Origin of the sequence: Phocaeicola massiliensis B84634 = Timone 84634 = DSM 17679 = JCM 13223 (assembly GCF_000382445.1) — a bacterium.
GTDB lineage: Bacteria > Bacteroidota > Bacteroidia > Bacteroidales > Bacteroidaceae > Phocaeicola > Phocaeicola massiliensis.
This window is the reverse complement of record NZ_KB905472.1, coordinates 3,067,626-3,083,996: the sequence shown is the minus strand read 5'-3', so window position 1 is coordinate 3,083,996 and position 16,371 is coordinate 3,067,626. Positions and strand designations below refer to the sequence as shown.

10 protein-coding genes are annotated in these 16,371 nt (G+C 42.2%); 7 read left to right on the top strand and 3 right to left on the bottom strand.

Translation table 11 applies throughout. The annotated features are described in order from the left end of the window. The first annotated feature begins 118 nt into the window (after window positions 1-118). From HMPREF1534_RS06275 to HMPREF1534_RS06295, 5 genes are all read left to right on the top strand, one after another. Window positions 119-3,568 carry a TonB-dependent receptor gene (locus HMPREF1534_RS06275; protein ID WP_005941948.1) on the top strand — a complete coding sequence of 1,150 codons (3,450 nt, stop codon included), beginning with the start codon at window positions 119-121 and terminating at the stop codon, window positions 3,566-3,568. An 18-nt stretch (window positions 3,569-3,586) separates the two neighbouring features. Further along, on the top strand, window positions 3,587-5,521 hold the full coding sequence (locus HMPREF1534_RS06280; protein ID WP_005941946.1) for a RagB/SusD family nutrient uptake outer membrane protein: 1,935 nt from the start codon (window positions 3,587-3,589) through the stop codon (window positions 5,519-5,521). A 191-nt stretch (window positions 5,522-5,712) separates the two neighbouring features. Continuing rightward, window positions 5,713-7,155: an alpha-L-fucosidase gene (locus HMPREF1534_RS06285; RefSeq protein ID WP_005941944.1), complete on the top strand. Its 1,443-nt coding sequence runs from the start codon at window positions 5,713-5,715 to the stop codon at window positions 7,153-7,155. 17 nt (window positions 7,156-7,172) lie between these two features. Next, window positions 7,173-8,282 (top strand): glycoside hydrolase family 88/105 protein, encoded by a 1,110-nt coding sequence (locus HMPREF1534_RS06290; protein WP_005941942.1) that lies wholly within the window; start codon window positions 7,173-7,175, stop codon window positions 8,280-8,282. 37 nt (window positions 8,283-8,319) lie between these two features. Next, window positions 8,320-10,425 carry a glycoside hydrolase family 2 protein gene (locus tag HMPREF1534_RS06295; protein ID WP_005941940.1) on the top strand — a complete coding sequence of 702 codons (2,106 nt, stop codon included), beginning with the start codon at window positions 8,320-8,322 and terminating at the stop codon, window positions 10,423-10,425. 241 nt (window positions 10,426-10,666) lie between these two features. Here the strand turns inward: HMPREF1534_RS06295 and HMPREF1534_RS06300 are convergent, their stop codons facing one another. Then, the gene (locus tag HMPREF1534_RS06300; RefSeq protein ID WP_005941938.1) at window positions 10,667-12,964 is read right to left on the bottom strand and encodes an outer membrane beta-barrel family protein; all 2,298 of its coding nucleotides are present in this window, start codon (window positions 12,962-12,964) and stop codon (window positions 10,667-10,669) included. Between the two features lie 120 nt (window positions 12,965-13,084). Between HMPREF1534_RS06300 and HMPREF1534_RS06305 the strand changes: the two genes are divergently transcribed. Continuing rightward, window positions 13,085-14,488: a sensor histidine kinase gene (locus HMPREF1534_RS06305; protein ID WP_018451966.1), complete on the top strand. Its 1,404-nt coding sequence runs from the start codon at window positions 13,085-13,087 to the stop codon at window positions 14,486-14,488. 43 nt (window positions 14,489-14,531) lie between these two features. Then, window positions 14,532-15,236 (top strand): response regulator transcription factor, encoded by a 705-nt coding sequence (locus HMPREF1534_RS06310; protein ID WP_005941934.1) that lies wholly within the window; start codon window positions 14,532-14,534, stop codon window positions 15,234-15,236. Between the two features lie 56 nt (window positions 15,237-15,292). Here HMPREF1534_RS06310 and HMPREF1534_RS06315 read toward each other — a convergent pair whose 3' ends face one another. Next, window positions 15,293-15,784, bottom strand: a complete 492-nt coding sequence (locus tag HMPREF1534_RS06315; protein ID WP_005941932.1) for a porin family protein — start codon at window positions 15,782-15,784, stop codon at window positions 15,293-15,295. Between the two features lie 43 nt (window positions 15,785-15,827). Further along, the gene (locus tag HMPREF1534_RS06320; protein WP_005941929.1) at window positions 15,828-16,367 is read right to left on the bottom strand and encodes a gamma carbonic anhydrase family protein; all 540 of its coding nucleotides are present in this window, start codon (window positions 16,365-16,367) and stop codon (window positions 15,828-15,830) included. Window positions 16,368-16,371: the final 4 nt, after the last annotated feature.

Below are 16,371 nucleotides of genomic sequence, written 5' to 3'. Positions count from 1 at the left end.
TTTGAGACAGCCTCTCTTCTACGTGAGTTAAATTAATTATTAACCGGAGGAATGAATAAAGAATTTGGTCGTTCTGGGCATTTATTCCCCACTAGTTAACTTTATAATCTACAAAAATATGAATTTAAAGAAATATTCTGCATTTATTTTAATGCTTTTTTGTACAACCTTTCTAATGGCTCAAACAGAAAAGCGTTTTTCCCTTTCTTTCTCAAATATTCCTCTATCAGAGGCTATGCCGAAAGTAGAGAAAGCCAGTGGCTATACATTTTTTTATAATCCCACTGAAGTCAATATTAAGGTTAAAGTTAGCCTTTCCGTACAGAATGAAACTGTTCGTAAGGCTATGGATAAAATGTTGAATCCGGTTGGAATTGGTTTTGAGATAACAAATTCTCAAATCGTATTGTTTCCTAACAATAAGAAGAATACAGAAACACAAGGTAGTAAGGTGACAGTTAAAGGAAAAGTTGTCGATGCTACAGGTGAGCCGATAATTGGAGCAAATGTTGTAGAAAAAGGTACAGTTAATGGTGTAATTACAGATATTGATGGTAATTATCAATTGAGTGTTTCTAAAGGTGCAAGTATTTTAGTCTCTTATATTGGCTATGTTCCACAGACTATAAAGGCAGGAACTAAAACTGAAGTTTGTTTGGTGGAAGATTCTAAAACGCTGGATGAAGTAGTTGTAGTTGGTTTTGGTACTCAGAAAAAGGTAAATTTAACTGGTGCTGTAGCTTCTGTTTCCAGTGAAGCTCTTGCAAATAAACCAGTTGCAAATATTGGTCAGGCTTTGCAAGGCGTACTTCCTAATTTGAACGTTTCAGCAACAAGCGCTTCCCCTGGGGCTGTTCCTTCTTTTAATGTTCGTGGGGGTACTTCAATGAGCCAGGATTCAAATGGCAAATGGCAGGTTGATGAAGGTAGCCCTTTGATTTTGGTTGATGGTATACAAATGGATGCTACTTATCTTAACATGTTGAATCCTAATGATATTGAGAGCATTTCTTTATTGAAGGATGCAGCTTCAGCTGCCATTTATGGTGCTCGCGCTACATATGGTGTAATGTTGGTTACCACTAAGTCAGGTCAAAAAGAACAAAGACCTACAGTTACTTATAATTTTAGTATGCAGTGGAATACTCCATCACATCGTCCTGATATTATGGATGCTTATACATTGCAATTGGCCGAGAATGAACGTACAGAATGGACTGGTAACTCTGTCTCGGATTGGAGTATGCAGCTGTTGGAAGCCAAGAAAAAATGGATGGAAAATCCTACAGCAGAAAATGCTTGGATTTATCAGCAGGGAAGTACATCAAAATTCTCATGGGTCTCAAGCATGAATCCGTTTGAAGAAGTTGTAAGAGACTGGACACCATTGCAAAAACATACAGCTAGCATTAGTGGCGGAACAGCAAAAAGCCGCTATTATTTGTCTTTGGGATATCAGCATCAAGAGGGAATGTATAAAATAAATACAGATAAGCAAAATCGTTTTAATGGATTGATGAGTATTGATTCAGAAATCACCAAGTGGTTTAAAGTCAATGCCAAGATTAGTTATAATGTCTCTAATTTGGATGAACCATACATAAACCCACAAAAAGGGTCCTTATGGTCTGCTATGATGGGAGAACCGGAACGTAATGTGTGTGCACCGGTAAAAACTGCCGCAACAGACCCGCTAGGAGAGATGTGGACTGATAATATTATAGGTTGGTTAGCTTATGGAGCTACGAAAGAAACCAAACGTACTAATGCGGTGTTCAGCATCAATCCTACTATAACTTTGATGGATGGTTTGAGCTTGAAGGGTGAGTTCTCTTATCGTCCGAATGAATACTATTACAAAGAAGTGGTTCCAACTCGTGAGTATGTAGTAGATAATTGGACATCTACAGTGAAGACTCATACCGATCCTTCTAGTATTTTAGAACAAGTAACCCATTCTGATTATTATACTATCAATGCTTATGCTAATTTTGATAAAACATTTGGAAAACATTATGTGGGTGCTGTAGCAGGTTTTAATCAGGAGTGGTATACTTATCGTTACACAGGAGCGAAAGCTCAGGGTATTTTGACTCCTAATATCCCAGTGATAAATGCTACTACTGGCAATCAATATGCTTATGATAGTGCAGAACATTGGGCTATTCGTGGAGCTTTTGCCCGTGTTAACTATATTTTTAATGATCGTTATCTGTTTGAGTTCAATGGTCGTTATGATGGTACCTCACGTTTCCGCAAAGAAGACCGTTTTAAATTTTTCCCTTCCTTCTCCGCAGGTTGGAGAGTTTCTGAAGAATCATTTATAAAAAATAATCTTACTTGGCTGGATAATTTGAAGTTAAGAGCTTCATGGGGATCTTTGGGTAATCAGAATGTTTCTAATTATGCATATATTCCCGAGTATGGTAGTGTAGGTTTTGTAAATTGGGATATGGGGGGAAGCCGTCCAATGGGAATTTCTCCTTCGGGACTGATTTCTCCAAATTTGACTTGGGAAACAGCGACTACTATTGACTTCGGTATTGATGTGGCTTTATTGGGGAATCGTTTAGATTTTACTTTTGATTGGTATTCTCGTCGAACCAAAGATATTTTAATGGCAGGTGATAAATATCCTAGTGTCTTAGGAGCATCGGCACCTAAAAAGAATTCAGGTATATTGCGTACGAATGGATGGGAATTGAGCCTGAAATGGAAGGACCGTTTGGCTAATGGGATAAATTATGATGTAAGTTTTGTATTGTCTGACTATATAACAAAGGTAGTTCGCTTTGATGGTAATCCTAATAAATTACTTTCTTCTTTATATGCAGGTAAAACAATGGGTGAGATTTGGGGATATAACAGTTTAGGTATTTTGCAAGAAGATGATTTTATAACAGATGAAAATGGAAAACAAATATTACAAGGTGCTTCACAGTCAGATCTAGGTTCTACATGGTATCCGGGAGATCTTCGTTTTGAAGATTATGGTGGAAAAGAAGGTGATGATGAACACAGAAGTAGTGTAGGTGCAGATGGTAAAGTTTCTACAGGACAGAATACTATTTATAATCCAGGTGACCGTAAAGTTATTGGTAACAGTACTCCGCGTTTCCGTTTTGGCTTAAATGGTAATGTTTCATGGAAAAATATATCTCTTGGTATTTTCTTTCAGGGAGTTGCTAAGCGTGATGTTTGTATAACAGATCGTGCTTTATGGGGAGGAAATAATACTTCCGGAAACCGTGACACTTATAATAATTCATGGCGTCCTGACCGTACCAATGCGAAATATCATATGTATGGTAGAACTCAGAATTCAAGCATTGCACATACAGGAAATTTGTACAATGCTGCATATATTCGTTTAAAAACTTTGTCTTTGGGCTATAGCTTACCTAAGTCATGGGTTACTAAAGTAGGAATGAATAGTGTTACTTTGAATCTTTCTGGTTATAATTTATTTGAGATTTCAGGTGTGCCTGATGTCTTTGATCCGGAATCGATTTCTTCATCTTACCCGATGATGCGTTCTGTATCAGTGGGTGCACAGATTAATTTCTAATTTAAAAAATAAAAGATTATGAAAATGAAAAAATATATATTGGCGTTGGGATTAGTCTCCATGCTTATAGGATGTAATGATGATTTTATGGAACGTTATCCTTTGGATAATGTAACAGATGAAAATTTCTGGAAGACAGAAAGCGATTTGAAACTTTATTTAAATAAACTCTATCCTGCTTATATAAAAGGGCATGGTGATGGATGGTCACAAGATAAATATATTACTCCGCTTCCGGTTACAGGAAGTCCCTTGGCTTATGGTGATTTTTATTCAGATAACTGTGTACGTACAGGTAGTGAACCAAAAGAATTGGCAGGACTAAATAAAATTCCTACAGGAGCAGGAAGTGGTGGATGGAGTTGGACAAATTTACGAACGATTAATTTCTTTTTACAACGTTATCAACGTAGTGAACTTCCTGCCTACAAATTGGAACAATATGCAGGTGAGGCTTACTTTTTTAAAGCTCTTGATTATTATAAAAAAGTATTATTTTTCGGTGATGTGCCTTGGTTGACACGCGACTTAAATGTAGATTCAGAAGAATTGTATGCTCCACGTAATTCACGTGCAGAGGTTATGGATTCTTTGTTAATGTGTATTAATAAGTCTGTTGCTGGTTTGCCTCAAAAAGGGAAAGAAGAAAGTGGTCGTTTAAATAAAGATATGGCTAATTTCTTGAAAGCTCGTATTTGTTTGTTTGAAGGTACTTATCGTAAATATCATAAAGAACTGAATTTGGATGGAACTAAGTTCTTACAGGAATGTGTGACAGCTTGTAAGGAACTGCTGGGCAAATATTCTTTATATACAGATAATTCAGGAGAATCTTATTGGAAGATGTTTACAGCCTATGATTTTTCAAATAATAAAGAAGTTATTTTAGGTCGTACTTATATTGAAAATGAATTTGGACATGCTTTTCAGCGTTATTATGATCAAAATAATAGTAATCGTCAATCAATGGGAGCAACTAGAGGATTTATTGATGAATATTTGTGTATTGATGGAAGACCTATTTATGTAGGTGGTTCTGAAGGTAATTATGAGGAAAATCCAAATTTTGAAGGTTATGGTATGTGGAGAGAGTTGGAAAATCGTGACCCTCGTTTGACGCAAACTATTTGTCGTCCTGGAGAACATGTTACTATTTATGAAGGTGGTATTGTTTCTTTGGACGAAAATGGTATTAATTATCCGAAGATTAATTATAACACAAATGGTTCTACTGTAACTGGATATCGTGTTATTAAACATTGGATGGGTGACATGGAAGAGCAAGACCGTACTACCAATGGTATCCAGGCTGCTATTGAGTTCCGTTATGGTGAGTTGCTATTAATGTATGCTGAGGCTAAATATGAACTGGAAGGAACTTTGTCACAAGCAGATGTTGATATGACAATTAATGCTTTACGTGAACGAGCCGGGTTTGATTTTGTAAAATATCCAACCTCAAAATTGGTGGTAGGACAAGAACCGGCAGACCCACGTTTGGATAAAATCTATGCAGAGAAATTGGACTATCCGGTTAGTCCGCTGCTTCGCGAAATCCGTCGTGAACGTCGTGTGGAATTGGCTATGGAAAATCATCGTTATGAAGACCTGATGCGTTGGAAGGCAGGTAAGCTTCTGACCGTGCCTTTGCGTGGTATGCGGATGACTGATGAAATGCTGGAATTATATAGTGGAAAATATGAGCAGAAGGATCCAAGTAAGCCGGGAGCTGAACGTTTTAGTGCAACTAAAGCCACTGTAGATAAAGATATATTTTTAGATGAAGATGGATTTATTATCTGTTATCCGAAGAGTCCTTATAAATATACAATAAAAGGAACCCTGCCATGGGAAGACTATCGTTATTTATGGCCTATTCCTCGAGAAGAAATAACCATGAATCCACAGCTTGAGCAAAATCCGGGTTGGGAAGAGGCAGAGAATGATAAATAAATTCATTAAACTTTTTATCGTAAAAAGATGCCTTGTACCTCTTACAGGGCATCTTTTTTAATCATTTTTCTTTTTAAGGACAATATGTGTAGGTAATGGCAACAAAAATAGTAAGTCATATTCGTTTGCCTTTGTTACTTTTGCATAGTCTTCATAGACAATCTTAATTATAATTCCTTTATTTATTGAATATGAAAAACAAATTCTTAAAGACTTTCATCTTATTCTCATTATTGGCAGCAGGAGCATCTGCTCAGCACAGCCATAAATTATTACCTGCCGAACAGGAAATTCCTTTGAACTATGGTGCCGATCGTTTGGGTAAACGTTATGACGCGGATATGCAGAAATTTCGGGACAACCGTTTGGGCGCTTTTATCCATTGGGGGCTTTATGCCATTCCCGGTGGTGAATGGAACGGGAAAGTCTATCCGGGTGCTGCGGAATGGCTCAAGTCATGGGCAAAAGTTCCGTCAGGCGAGTGGCTGGAGTTGATGAAACAATGGAATCCGACGAAGTTTGATGCCAGGAAGTGGGCAAAGATGGCCAAGGAGATGGGAGTTCGTTATGTGAAGATCACCACCAAGCACCATGAAGGCTTTTGCCTCTGGCCCAGTAAGTATACAGAAAACACAGTGGCCAATACCCCATACAAGAAAGACCTTTTGGGGGAAATGGTAAAGGCGTATAACGATGAGGGCATTGACGTACATTTCTATTTCTCTGTGATGGACTGGAGCCACCCGGACTGGCGTTATGATGTGAAGACACCCGAGGACAGCGCTGCTTTCAGCCGTTTTCTGACGTTTACGGATAATCAGCTGAAGGAGCTTGCAACCCTTTATCCGACGGTAAAGGACTTCTGGTTTGACGGCACCTGGGATGCCAGCATCAAGAAGAACGGTTGGTGGACGTCCCATGTGGAGCGTATGCTGAAGGAGATGCTTCCGGGCGTGACCATCAACAGCCGTTTGCGTGCCGATGACTACGGGAAACGTCATTTTGACAGCAACGGTCATTTGATGGGAGATTATGAATCCGGTTACGAACGCCGTTTGCCCGACCCGGTGAAGGACTTGAAAGTGACCCGCTGGGACTGGGAAGCCTGTATGACGGTACCCGAAAACCAATGGGGATACCATAAAGACTGGTCTCTCAGTTATGTCAAGACTCCGGTGGAGGTGCTCGAACGTATCGTTCATGCCGTGTCCATGGGTGGCAATATGGTTGTCAACTTCGGTCCTCAGGCGGATGGGGATTTCCGTTCGGAAGAAAAGGAACTGGCTAAATCCATCGGTGCTTGGATGAAGAAGAATGGCCAATGCATTTATGGTTGCGACTATGCCGGTTGGGAGAAACAGCCTTGGGGATATTACACCCGCAAGGGGTCGGATGTTTACATGGTTGTTTTTAATTGTCCTTATTCAAAGCATCTGACGGTGAAGACACCGAAGGGCACCCAGGTAGTGAAAGCCGCATTGCTGAATAGAAAATCGGTGAAGGTGGTTGAGACGGCACGGAATGAGTATAATGTGGATATGCCTGCACAGGAACCCGGCGAACCGTTTGTCATCAAACTGCAGATAAAAGAAGCAGCCGGTGTCGTGGATAAATATCGTGATGCTTTAACCTGATGAAAAAGATGAATTATATGTATAAGTTGTTTGGGACAGCACTTGCCGTGCTGTTCTCCGTTTCCGTTTCCTCCCAGATTCCTTTTACTAAGGTGGAAACGAAGAATATGATGCGTAAAGTAGCGGATTGGCAGATAGCCCATCCCAATACCGGCCATGAACATGATGACGTGTCATGGACCCACGCCGTCCTTTATGCGGGAATGGCTGACTGGGCCGAACTGAGTGAAAAGGAAGACGGTTATGATTTCTATTACCGCTGGCTGCTTCGTATAGGCAGCCGCAACCAGTATCAGCTTGGGTCATGGATGTATCATGCCGATTTTATCGCAGTGGCGCAGGTGTACCTCGATTTATATAATAAATACGGTCAGGAAAGAATGATCTGGCACACGCTGGCCCGTACCGATTGGGTGATCGGGCATCCTGCAAAAGGGAATTTGGAGCTGGACTATAGCCGTATCGAGAGCCTGGACCGTTGGTCATGGTGTGACGCCCTGTTCATGGCCCCTCCGGTGTATGCCAAGCTTTATGCGATGACCGGTGATAAGAAATATGTTGATTTTCTAAATCGTGAGTACCGGGCCACATATGATTTCCTGTTCGATAAGGAAGAGCATCTCTTCTACCGCGATTCCCGCTATTTTAATAAAAAAGAAGCCAACGGCAAGAAAGTGTTTTGGGGCCGTGGCAATGGCTGGGTATTGGGCGGACTGAGTGAAATCTTGCAGGCCTTGCCTGCAAAGGACAAGCACCGCCGTTTCTATGAGGACCTGTTTGTCACTTTGTCTGCGCGCGTGGCCGAGTTGCAGAGTAAGGACGGCTACTGGCATGCCAGCCTGCTCGACCCCGAATCTTATCCTTCTCCCGAAACCAGTGCGACCGGTTTCATTGTTTATGCACTGGCATACGGCATAAACGAGGGCTTGTTGGATAAGGATAAGTTTACTCCCGTTGTGGTGAAAGGCTGGCAGGCTATGCTTGATGCTGTCTCTGCGGAAGGTAAGCTGGGCTATGTGCAGCCTATCGGGGCCGACCCTCGCAAAGTGACCCGCGAGATGACAGAGGTGTACGGCGTAGGCGCTTTCCTGCTGGCCGGGAACCAGATTTATAAGATGGCACAATGATTGAATTCTCAAAGTTTAAACGAATATTTTGGTATAGATGAATAAATTAGTAAGTCTGTTGCTTGCCGGTCTGTTTGTTTGCGGTAGTGGCGTCGCCCGCGATGTCACCTCTTTCAACACGGGCTGGCAATTCAAGAAAGGTCCTTTTTCAGCCGATGCGATGAAGGCGGCTTCCCAATGGGAGGGTAAATGGGAAACAGTGGAAATCCCGCATACATGGAATGCCCGGGATATGCAGGTTCGGTATAATAATTTCTATGAAGGGGTGGGCTACTACAAGAAAAACTTTTTCTGTCCCGGAGACTTGAAAGACAAGCGTGTGTTTTTGCGTTTTGAAGGGGTAGGGGCCTGTTCGGAAGTGTATGTAAACGGCAGGTTGGCAGGGACGCACAAGGGCGGCTATTCAGCTTTTGTGGTTGAAATCGGCCCTTCGCTAAAACCCGGCTCGGATAATGAAATTGTGGTGAAGGCTGACAACCAGTCCCGTCCCGACGTCATTCCGGTGAACCATGTCCTGTTTGGCGTTTATGGAGGCATCTATCGTCCGGTGTGGCTGGTCGTGACCGGCAAGAGCAGCATCGCCGTTAATGATTGTGCTTCCTCCGGCGTTTATATCACTCAGAAGAATGTATCGAAGCGTTCGGCCGACATTGCCGTAAAAGTCAAATTGGATAACGCCGCGTTGCATCCTGTTCCCGTGGTTCTCGAAAACACGATTTACACTCAGGAAGGCAGGAAGGTTGCTTCCCAAAAACAGAATATCGAGCTGACTCCCCACGGCATACAGGCTTGTGTGGCTAACTTCAAGCTGAACCATCCCCATTTGTGGCAGGGGCGGGAAGACCCTTATCTTTATAAGGTGGTTTCGCGCCTGATGCAGGATGGGCATGTGATTGACGAAGTGGTCCAGCCTTTGGGGGTCCGTAAGTATGAGATTATAGCCGGTAAAGGTTTTTATCTGAACGGAGAGAAATATCCGATGTATGGAGTTTGCCGTCACCAGGACTGGTGGGGCCTGGGAAGCGCCTTGAAGAATGAGAACCACGACTTCGACCTGGCACAGATCATGGATGTGGGTGCCACCACCGTCCGTTTTGCCCATTATCAGCAGTCGGATTACTTGTATTCCCGTTGCGACTCCCTGGGGCTGATTGTCTGGGCCGAGATTCCTTTTGTGAACCGTGTCACCGGTTATGAGGCAGAGAATGCGCAAAGTCAGCTTCGCGAATTGATCCGTCAGAATTTCAATCATCCTTCCATCTATGTATGGGGGTTGCACAATGAGGTATATCATCCTCACGAATATACATCGCAGTTGACTGCCGCTCTTCATGACCTTGCCAAGACGGAAGATCCCGACCGTTATACGGTTTCGGTGAATGGTTACGGGCACATGGAACATCCGGTGAACCTGAATGCCGATATTCAGGGTATGAACCGGTACTTCGGATGGTACGAAAAGAAAATTCAGGATATTGATGCATGGGTGGAAGGCCTGGAAGAGAAATATCCGTACGAGAAACTGATGCTGAGCGAATATGGCGCCGATGCCAATATTTATCATCAAACTGAATATCTGGGACAGTCCCTTAACTGGACCAAGCCTTATTATCCTGAGACTTTCCAAACAAAGACTCACGAATATCAGTGGAGTGTAATAGCCAGGCATCCTTATATCATTGCTTCCTATTTATGGAATATGTTTGATTTTGCTACGCCCATGGCTGACCGTGGGGGCATCCCCGGACGTAACATGAAAGGGCTGATGACTTTCGACCGTAAGACGAGGAAGGATTCCTACTTCTGGTATAAGGCGAATTGGAGTAAGGAACCTGTCCTGCACCTGACCCAACGGCGCAATGTGGATCGTGAAAAGCAGGAAACTTCGGTAACGGTCTACTCCAATATCGGCATGCCGAAGGTCTTTCTGAACGGTCGGGAGCTGCAAGGCGTCCGTAAAGGCTATACCGATGTGCACTATGTTTTCGACCATGTAACGCTGGGTGACGGAAAGAATAGGCTGAAGGCTGTTGTGTCCCGCGATGGCAAAGAGTATACGGATGAAATAGAATGGAACTATTCCGGCGAGAAGAACAGAGGTACGGAAGCCTACGAGAACAAGAACGAGCATTTCGGCCTGTAGAGTGAGTGTCGTTTTAAACTGCTTTCACACGAATTGGAATGTAATGTGTTGTCTGCCAGCTGTTTATTGTGAAAGACGAGCGTTTTATGTGTGAAAGCAGATTTCACAAACTTCAGTCGGGCAGAGATTTGTGACAACTTTCTTTCAAAAAAAACACTTTCACCTTTTCCGAAAAGACCTTGGAATTTTTGGAAAAGAAGGAAGTGTTTTTTAAAAAGACTTCCTTCTTTTTGGGAACTTTTTACTTGAATCGTGAAGTATCTACCGCTTCATGTTTTTTTTCTTTGTAACTTCCGAACTTATAGCTGAAAGTCAGCATAATATGACGGGAATAGCTATTATTGTGCATATCCATATACTGTCCTCGGTTTCTCAATTTGATATCTATATTTCCTTGCATCGAATTGAATATATCATCAGCTTTTAGCACTAAACCGGCTTTTTGATTGGCAGAGTTCCAACGTATTCCGGCATTGACAGCCCATACATGACTCAGTGTATAGCTTCCCTGAATGGAGGGACTCAGATAGAGGCCGGTCAACTCCATACGGATATCGGGATGATTAAAGAGAGTGACATTGTTTTGCAGTATCCCTAGGTAGGTCCATTTGCTGTGGTTAAAAGAAATATCAAAAAAATTGTCACATTTGGCTTGATGATATTCGGCTTGAAGAGTAGCGCGTCCCTCTGCTCGATTGCCTATTTTGAATGGGATGATAGCTGTTGCTGAGAAGCTCTGCTGATAATCCCAATTCAATGTTTTATAAATCAAGGCCAGCCGTTCGGTACTTTGATAGGCCAGTTGGTCGAACCTGTGGAGTTCATGGTCGTAGGCCATGCTGAAAATATATTTATTCTTCAGGATATAATTCAGGTTGAGCGAATAATCTGTTGATGGCTTCAGCATCGGATTACCCTGAACTTCTTCGTAGCCACTGATATATCCGGTGCTTTCGCTTAAATCCCAGTAATCGGGATAAGTCTTGTCCGAAGTAAACGAGAGTTGCAGGATATGTGCGGGCTCTACCACATAAGTCACTGCTGCTGTTGGATAAATCGACCAGGCATGATAATTGCTCATCTTATAATACTCTCCGGTTACAGAAGCATTGAATGAAAACCGTTCTCCCATGCTTTTGCTGAATCCGGCGTATAGGTCACAGGTGTATTCCTTGTAACGGCTGTCCGTATTTAGTTGGTCCATGCCGGTAGTGCTGGCAGGGTGATAAAACTGGGTGTTGTGGTCGTTGGCATAGGTCAATGAAGCTCCGTAGCTCAGCGTGCCCATATTGTTTATGGCATGCTCCCGGTCCATGTATATTTTCCAGCGGTCTATGTTTTGGCCGCTCGTGGTTTGGAAACGGCTGGTGTTTTCTTCTCTGTTCTTATTAGTAAAATCCTGATTGCTTTCCGACCGGTAAGAAGTATAGTTCACTCCGGCTTTCAGTCCGGCAGGCGACGCATAGTCTAGTGCCAGATTATGCATTTGCTTGTTAGCTTTGGTGCGATTGTCAGATGTGGCAAAGTTTCCATCAGAAACTGTATGACCTCTTTGGTCGGGAGTAAAGGCACTTGTATAGGCCAGACTGATGTTACTTTCTTTATTGGTCTTATATTCGGCCCCTACGCGAATATGGTGCGTCATTCCTTTATTGTCAATGATTCCTTGTTGGCGGATATCATATATCTTGTTGTTCAGGGTATGGCGGGAATAGGTGTTCGTCTTTTGTCTGTGCCGGCGGTATTGAGTGTTATACAGAAGGTCTATATTCCATTTCGGATGGGTATATAACAGGTTGAGACCACCCTGTGCACCATTCTTGTAGTCGTGCAGGTATCCGGCTTTTACTTCCCCTTTCAGTCCGCTTTCTCCGGTACGGTATCCTTTCAGAATCAGATTGATGGCTGCTCCTCTGACATGGTATTGAGGAGGGGCGCTATACATCACTTCGGCTTTTTCCACACGCGAGGCCGGTGTGTTTTTCAACAGATTGACCAGTTGTTCATAGCTCATCGTAGTTGGTTTACCGTTTAGGATAATGCTGAGTCCGGGTGTTCCTGCCAGTGAAAGATTACCGTTGATTTCCTGCACACCGGGAAGTTGTTGCAGACTTTCGTAAGCATTGTTCACCACCTTATGTTCGATCAGTCGTGACAAATCATAAGAGAGTTTTCCTTCTTCTACCTTCACAAGCGGTTGCTCTCCTTTTATCACCACTTCGTCCAGTGTATAGTCTTTGCCTGACAGGACAATCGTGCCTGTATCACTACCCGTTCCTTCTTGTTGGCGGGTGGTGTATAGAATGTGTTGGAATATCAACCGATATTGTGCCGGTTGCCGGTTGAACCGGAAGCATCCGGTACTGTCTGTGATGAGGGCATCTACAAAAGTGGAGTCGATGCTCTGCAATATTACCGTGGCTCCATCAATGGGATGTGCTTCGGCGTCTGTTACTTTCCCGCTGATAGTTTGTGCTGTGGCTGTTCCTGCCAAAGAGATTAGAAATAATAATGTGCCGATAATAATTTGCTTTTTCATATTCGTTGGTTTTTAATATTTTCTTTAACTTTGACGAAACAAAAGTAGAGCTACTTTTTTTCATACGTGGTTAATGGTAGGTTAATGTTAGGTTAATATGAATTTGAAGGAAGTAATGATATGAAAATAAAGCATATACGATGGATGGCAATTGTTGGTTTGCTGGCTATTTTCGGCTTGCAATATGTTTGGCTTGTCAATACCTATAAGCTAGCGAAAGAAAGTATTCAGTTTAGGAGCAATGAAGTTTTCAAAGATGCTTCTATGCAAGAACTCTTCCATCGCATGGAGGAGCTGAAAGCGGAGTTGAAAAAGAAATATGCAGTTCAAGATACCATTGTAGGGGTGAAAGTGGAGCTGGATAATGATCATGATGTTGCTGAAAGCGGGATTTTGAATGATAATGCCAATCAATGGCTGATGTCTAATATGTATGTTTCTATCCAGGAAGCTGTGGTAAAGAAATATGAAGTATCTGTTTCTTTGGCAGATTTGGATTCTATCTATCGGGCGAACCTGCTTATGGAAGGTATTGATGCAGAGGTGGTTTGTTGTATTACTGATTCTTCGGGAAATATTCTCAAGAGCTCCCGAGCGTTATGGATGAGGGGGAATGATATGCTGAAGACTCGGTTATATCCCACTAATTGCAAGCGTACGGAAAATCTGCAGGCTTTTATTGTTAATCCTTATTGGGTTATCTTTCAGAAAATGACCTTGCTATTGATTGCCACTGTGATAATGATGATATTGATTATCGGTTGTATTGTCTATCAGATTCGTATCATTGCCCGTCAAAATAAAATAGCTAAGATCCGCGAAGATTTTTCTTATGCGCTGATTCACGATATGAAAACACCTATCAGCAGTATTTTGATGGGGATTCAAATATTAGAGACCGGTAAGTTGGATACTCGTCCTGAAAAGCGTGCCAAGCTTTTTCATATTTTGAAAGATGAAAGTGAACATCTGTTAGCGTTGACAGAGAAGGTTTTGACACTTTCGAAATTGGAAAATCATCAACTGAATCTTTTTCGCGAAATGCTTTCGTTACGTAGTATGTTGGATGACTTGATTGAAAAGTTTTCTGCTAAGGCGGACAAGCCGGTACATTTCAGTTTAGCTCTTGAAGCGGAAACGGTTGTGGCGGATGGTGAGTTTCTGAAGGAAGCAATCAGCAATCTGATTGATAATGCTATTAAGTATTCGGGGGCTTCAGTTGCTATTACTATCTCTTCTTTCTGTAAACCGGATGGCGCGGTTGTCATCAAGGTAAAAGATAATGGTTTTGGTATTCCTTTGAAAGATCAAAGTCGTATATTCGAAAAGTATGAGCGTGCATCGGCTACAGAACGCAGTCGGAAAGGCGGAGCATCTGGTTTCGGATTGGGATTGAACTATGTATTCCGTGTTGCCGAGGCTCATGGCGGAACGGTGGAAGTAGAGAGTATTGAAGGAGAGTATAGCGAATTTTCTCTTTCTCTGCCTCAAAAAGAGTTTTTGGACAGTGTGGAAGAAAAGTGATAATGGATTTGGAGCAAATAGGAAAAAAATAGGAGATGAAGTTATGGTAAAGTTGTTGTTGGTAGAGGATGACGCTAATCTTTGCTACATTATCCGTGGTGGTCTGGAAGATATGATAGGAGGTTATGAAGTGACGACTGCTGCGGATGGGGAGGAGGGGTTGAAAATATGGAAAGAGCAACATCCTGATGTGATTGTTTCGGATATTGAAATGCCTGTAATGGACGGTTATGAGATGGTGAAACGTATTCGCGAACTGGATGGGGATATACCTATTTTATTTACTTCGGGGCGTGTCTCACCCAAAGATGTGGTAAAAGGTTATGAACTGGGTGTGAATAATTATATCAAGAAACCTTTTCTGGCTGAAGAGTTGGATGCGCATATCGGGGCACTTCTGAAATTGAAACAGGGGGTAAGTGCCAAAAATGAGAGTGAAACGTATAGAATAGGTGAGAGCTATGTGTTCGATGCTGCTCATGCGATATTGAGATATCTGGTTTCGGGAGTGGAGAAGACGCTGACAGAACGTGAAGCTGGTCTGCTGAAAATGCTTTGCGTCAAGATGGGAGAAGTGGTGAAGCGAGAGGTTATTCTTTCTACTTTTTGGGAGAAAGAGGATGATTATTTTGCATCACGCAGTTTGGATGTTTTTGTCACACGGCTTCGTAAATTGTTGATTGAAGATGAAAAAGTGCAGATAAAGACTTTAAAGGGAGTAGGAATCAGTTTGGTTTGTTTACCGTAGGGGGAGGATTGGAATCCCCCTCCCTATAGGTGAATAAAAATATTATCGGTGGATTTTTAGAACTTGTAGGCTACCCCGATATTGAATACGCCTTGGTCAAAATCACTGATAATTTGATATTTGATTTCGAAGTTTATCATCCATTGTGAGTTAAGGTCGAATTCTGCACCGGCTCCTAAATTAGCTCCAAACTTACCTTTATTTCCACTTAAGTCCATTCCATCGATTTCACCTAAATCCCAGTGCCAATTAGTGTAGGTCAATCCGAAGAGAGGGTAAAGACGTGCACCGCTTGCAACAGGAAAGAGATAGTGAGCATTAACGTTGAAGTCGAACATATCAACCCCGTCATTTTTGAAGAAATAATCTACGGAAGGTTCCAGCCTGAGTGCATCAAGAATGTTGTATTGGTATTTAACGCCGATACCTACACTTTCGATTTCAGTCCCATAACCTAAATGAAAGCCAAATGCTTGTTTGCCTTGTTGAGCATGAGCACCGCATACAAATAATACCAGCATGCAGGCAAGAATAAATAATTTTTTCATAATCAATAAATTAGAAATTAATAATTAGTTTGTTTTTGGGTTATTATTTATTTGTCTCATTTATTTCTTCATCTTTAAACCAAGAAGCATACATCAGATAACCGTTTGCAATCTTTTCATTCAGTTCCCGACTTTGTTCGGGCGGAATTTTTTTGATGAACTTGGCGGGAACACCTGCCCAAAGACTTCCCGGTTCGATGATGGTATTGCTCAAGACTAGGGCTCCGGCAGCTACAATAGCTCCTTCACCTACTATGGCGTGGTCAAGTACGGTTGCTCCCATACCTATCAGCGCACCGTCTTTGATGGTTGCACCGTGAATGGTAACGTTATGTCCCACAGATACATTGTTGCCGATTTCGACTACCGATTTCTGATAAAGAGTATGTAGTACGCTTCCGTCTTGGATATTAACACGGTTACCGATACGGATGGCATTAACATCGCCACGCAGTACAGCATTAAACCAGATACTGCAATCGTGTCCCATTATAACATCGCCAATGATGGTGGCGTTATCGGCCAAATAGCAGTTTTCTCCAATTTGAGGTGTAAATCCTCTTACCGATTTTATAAGTGCCATAATT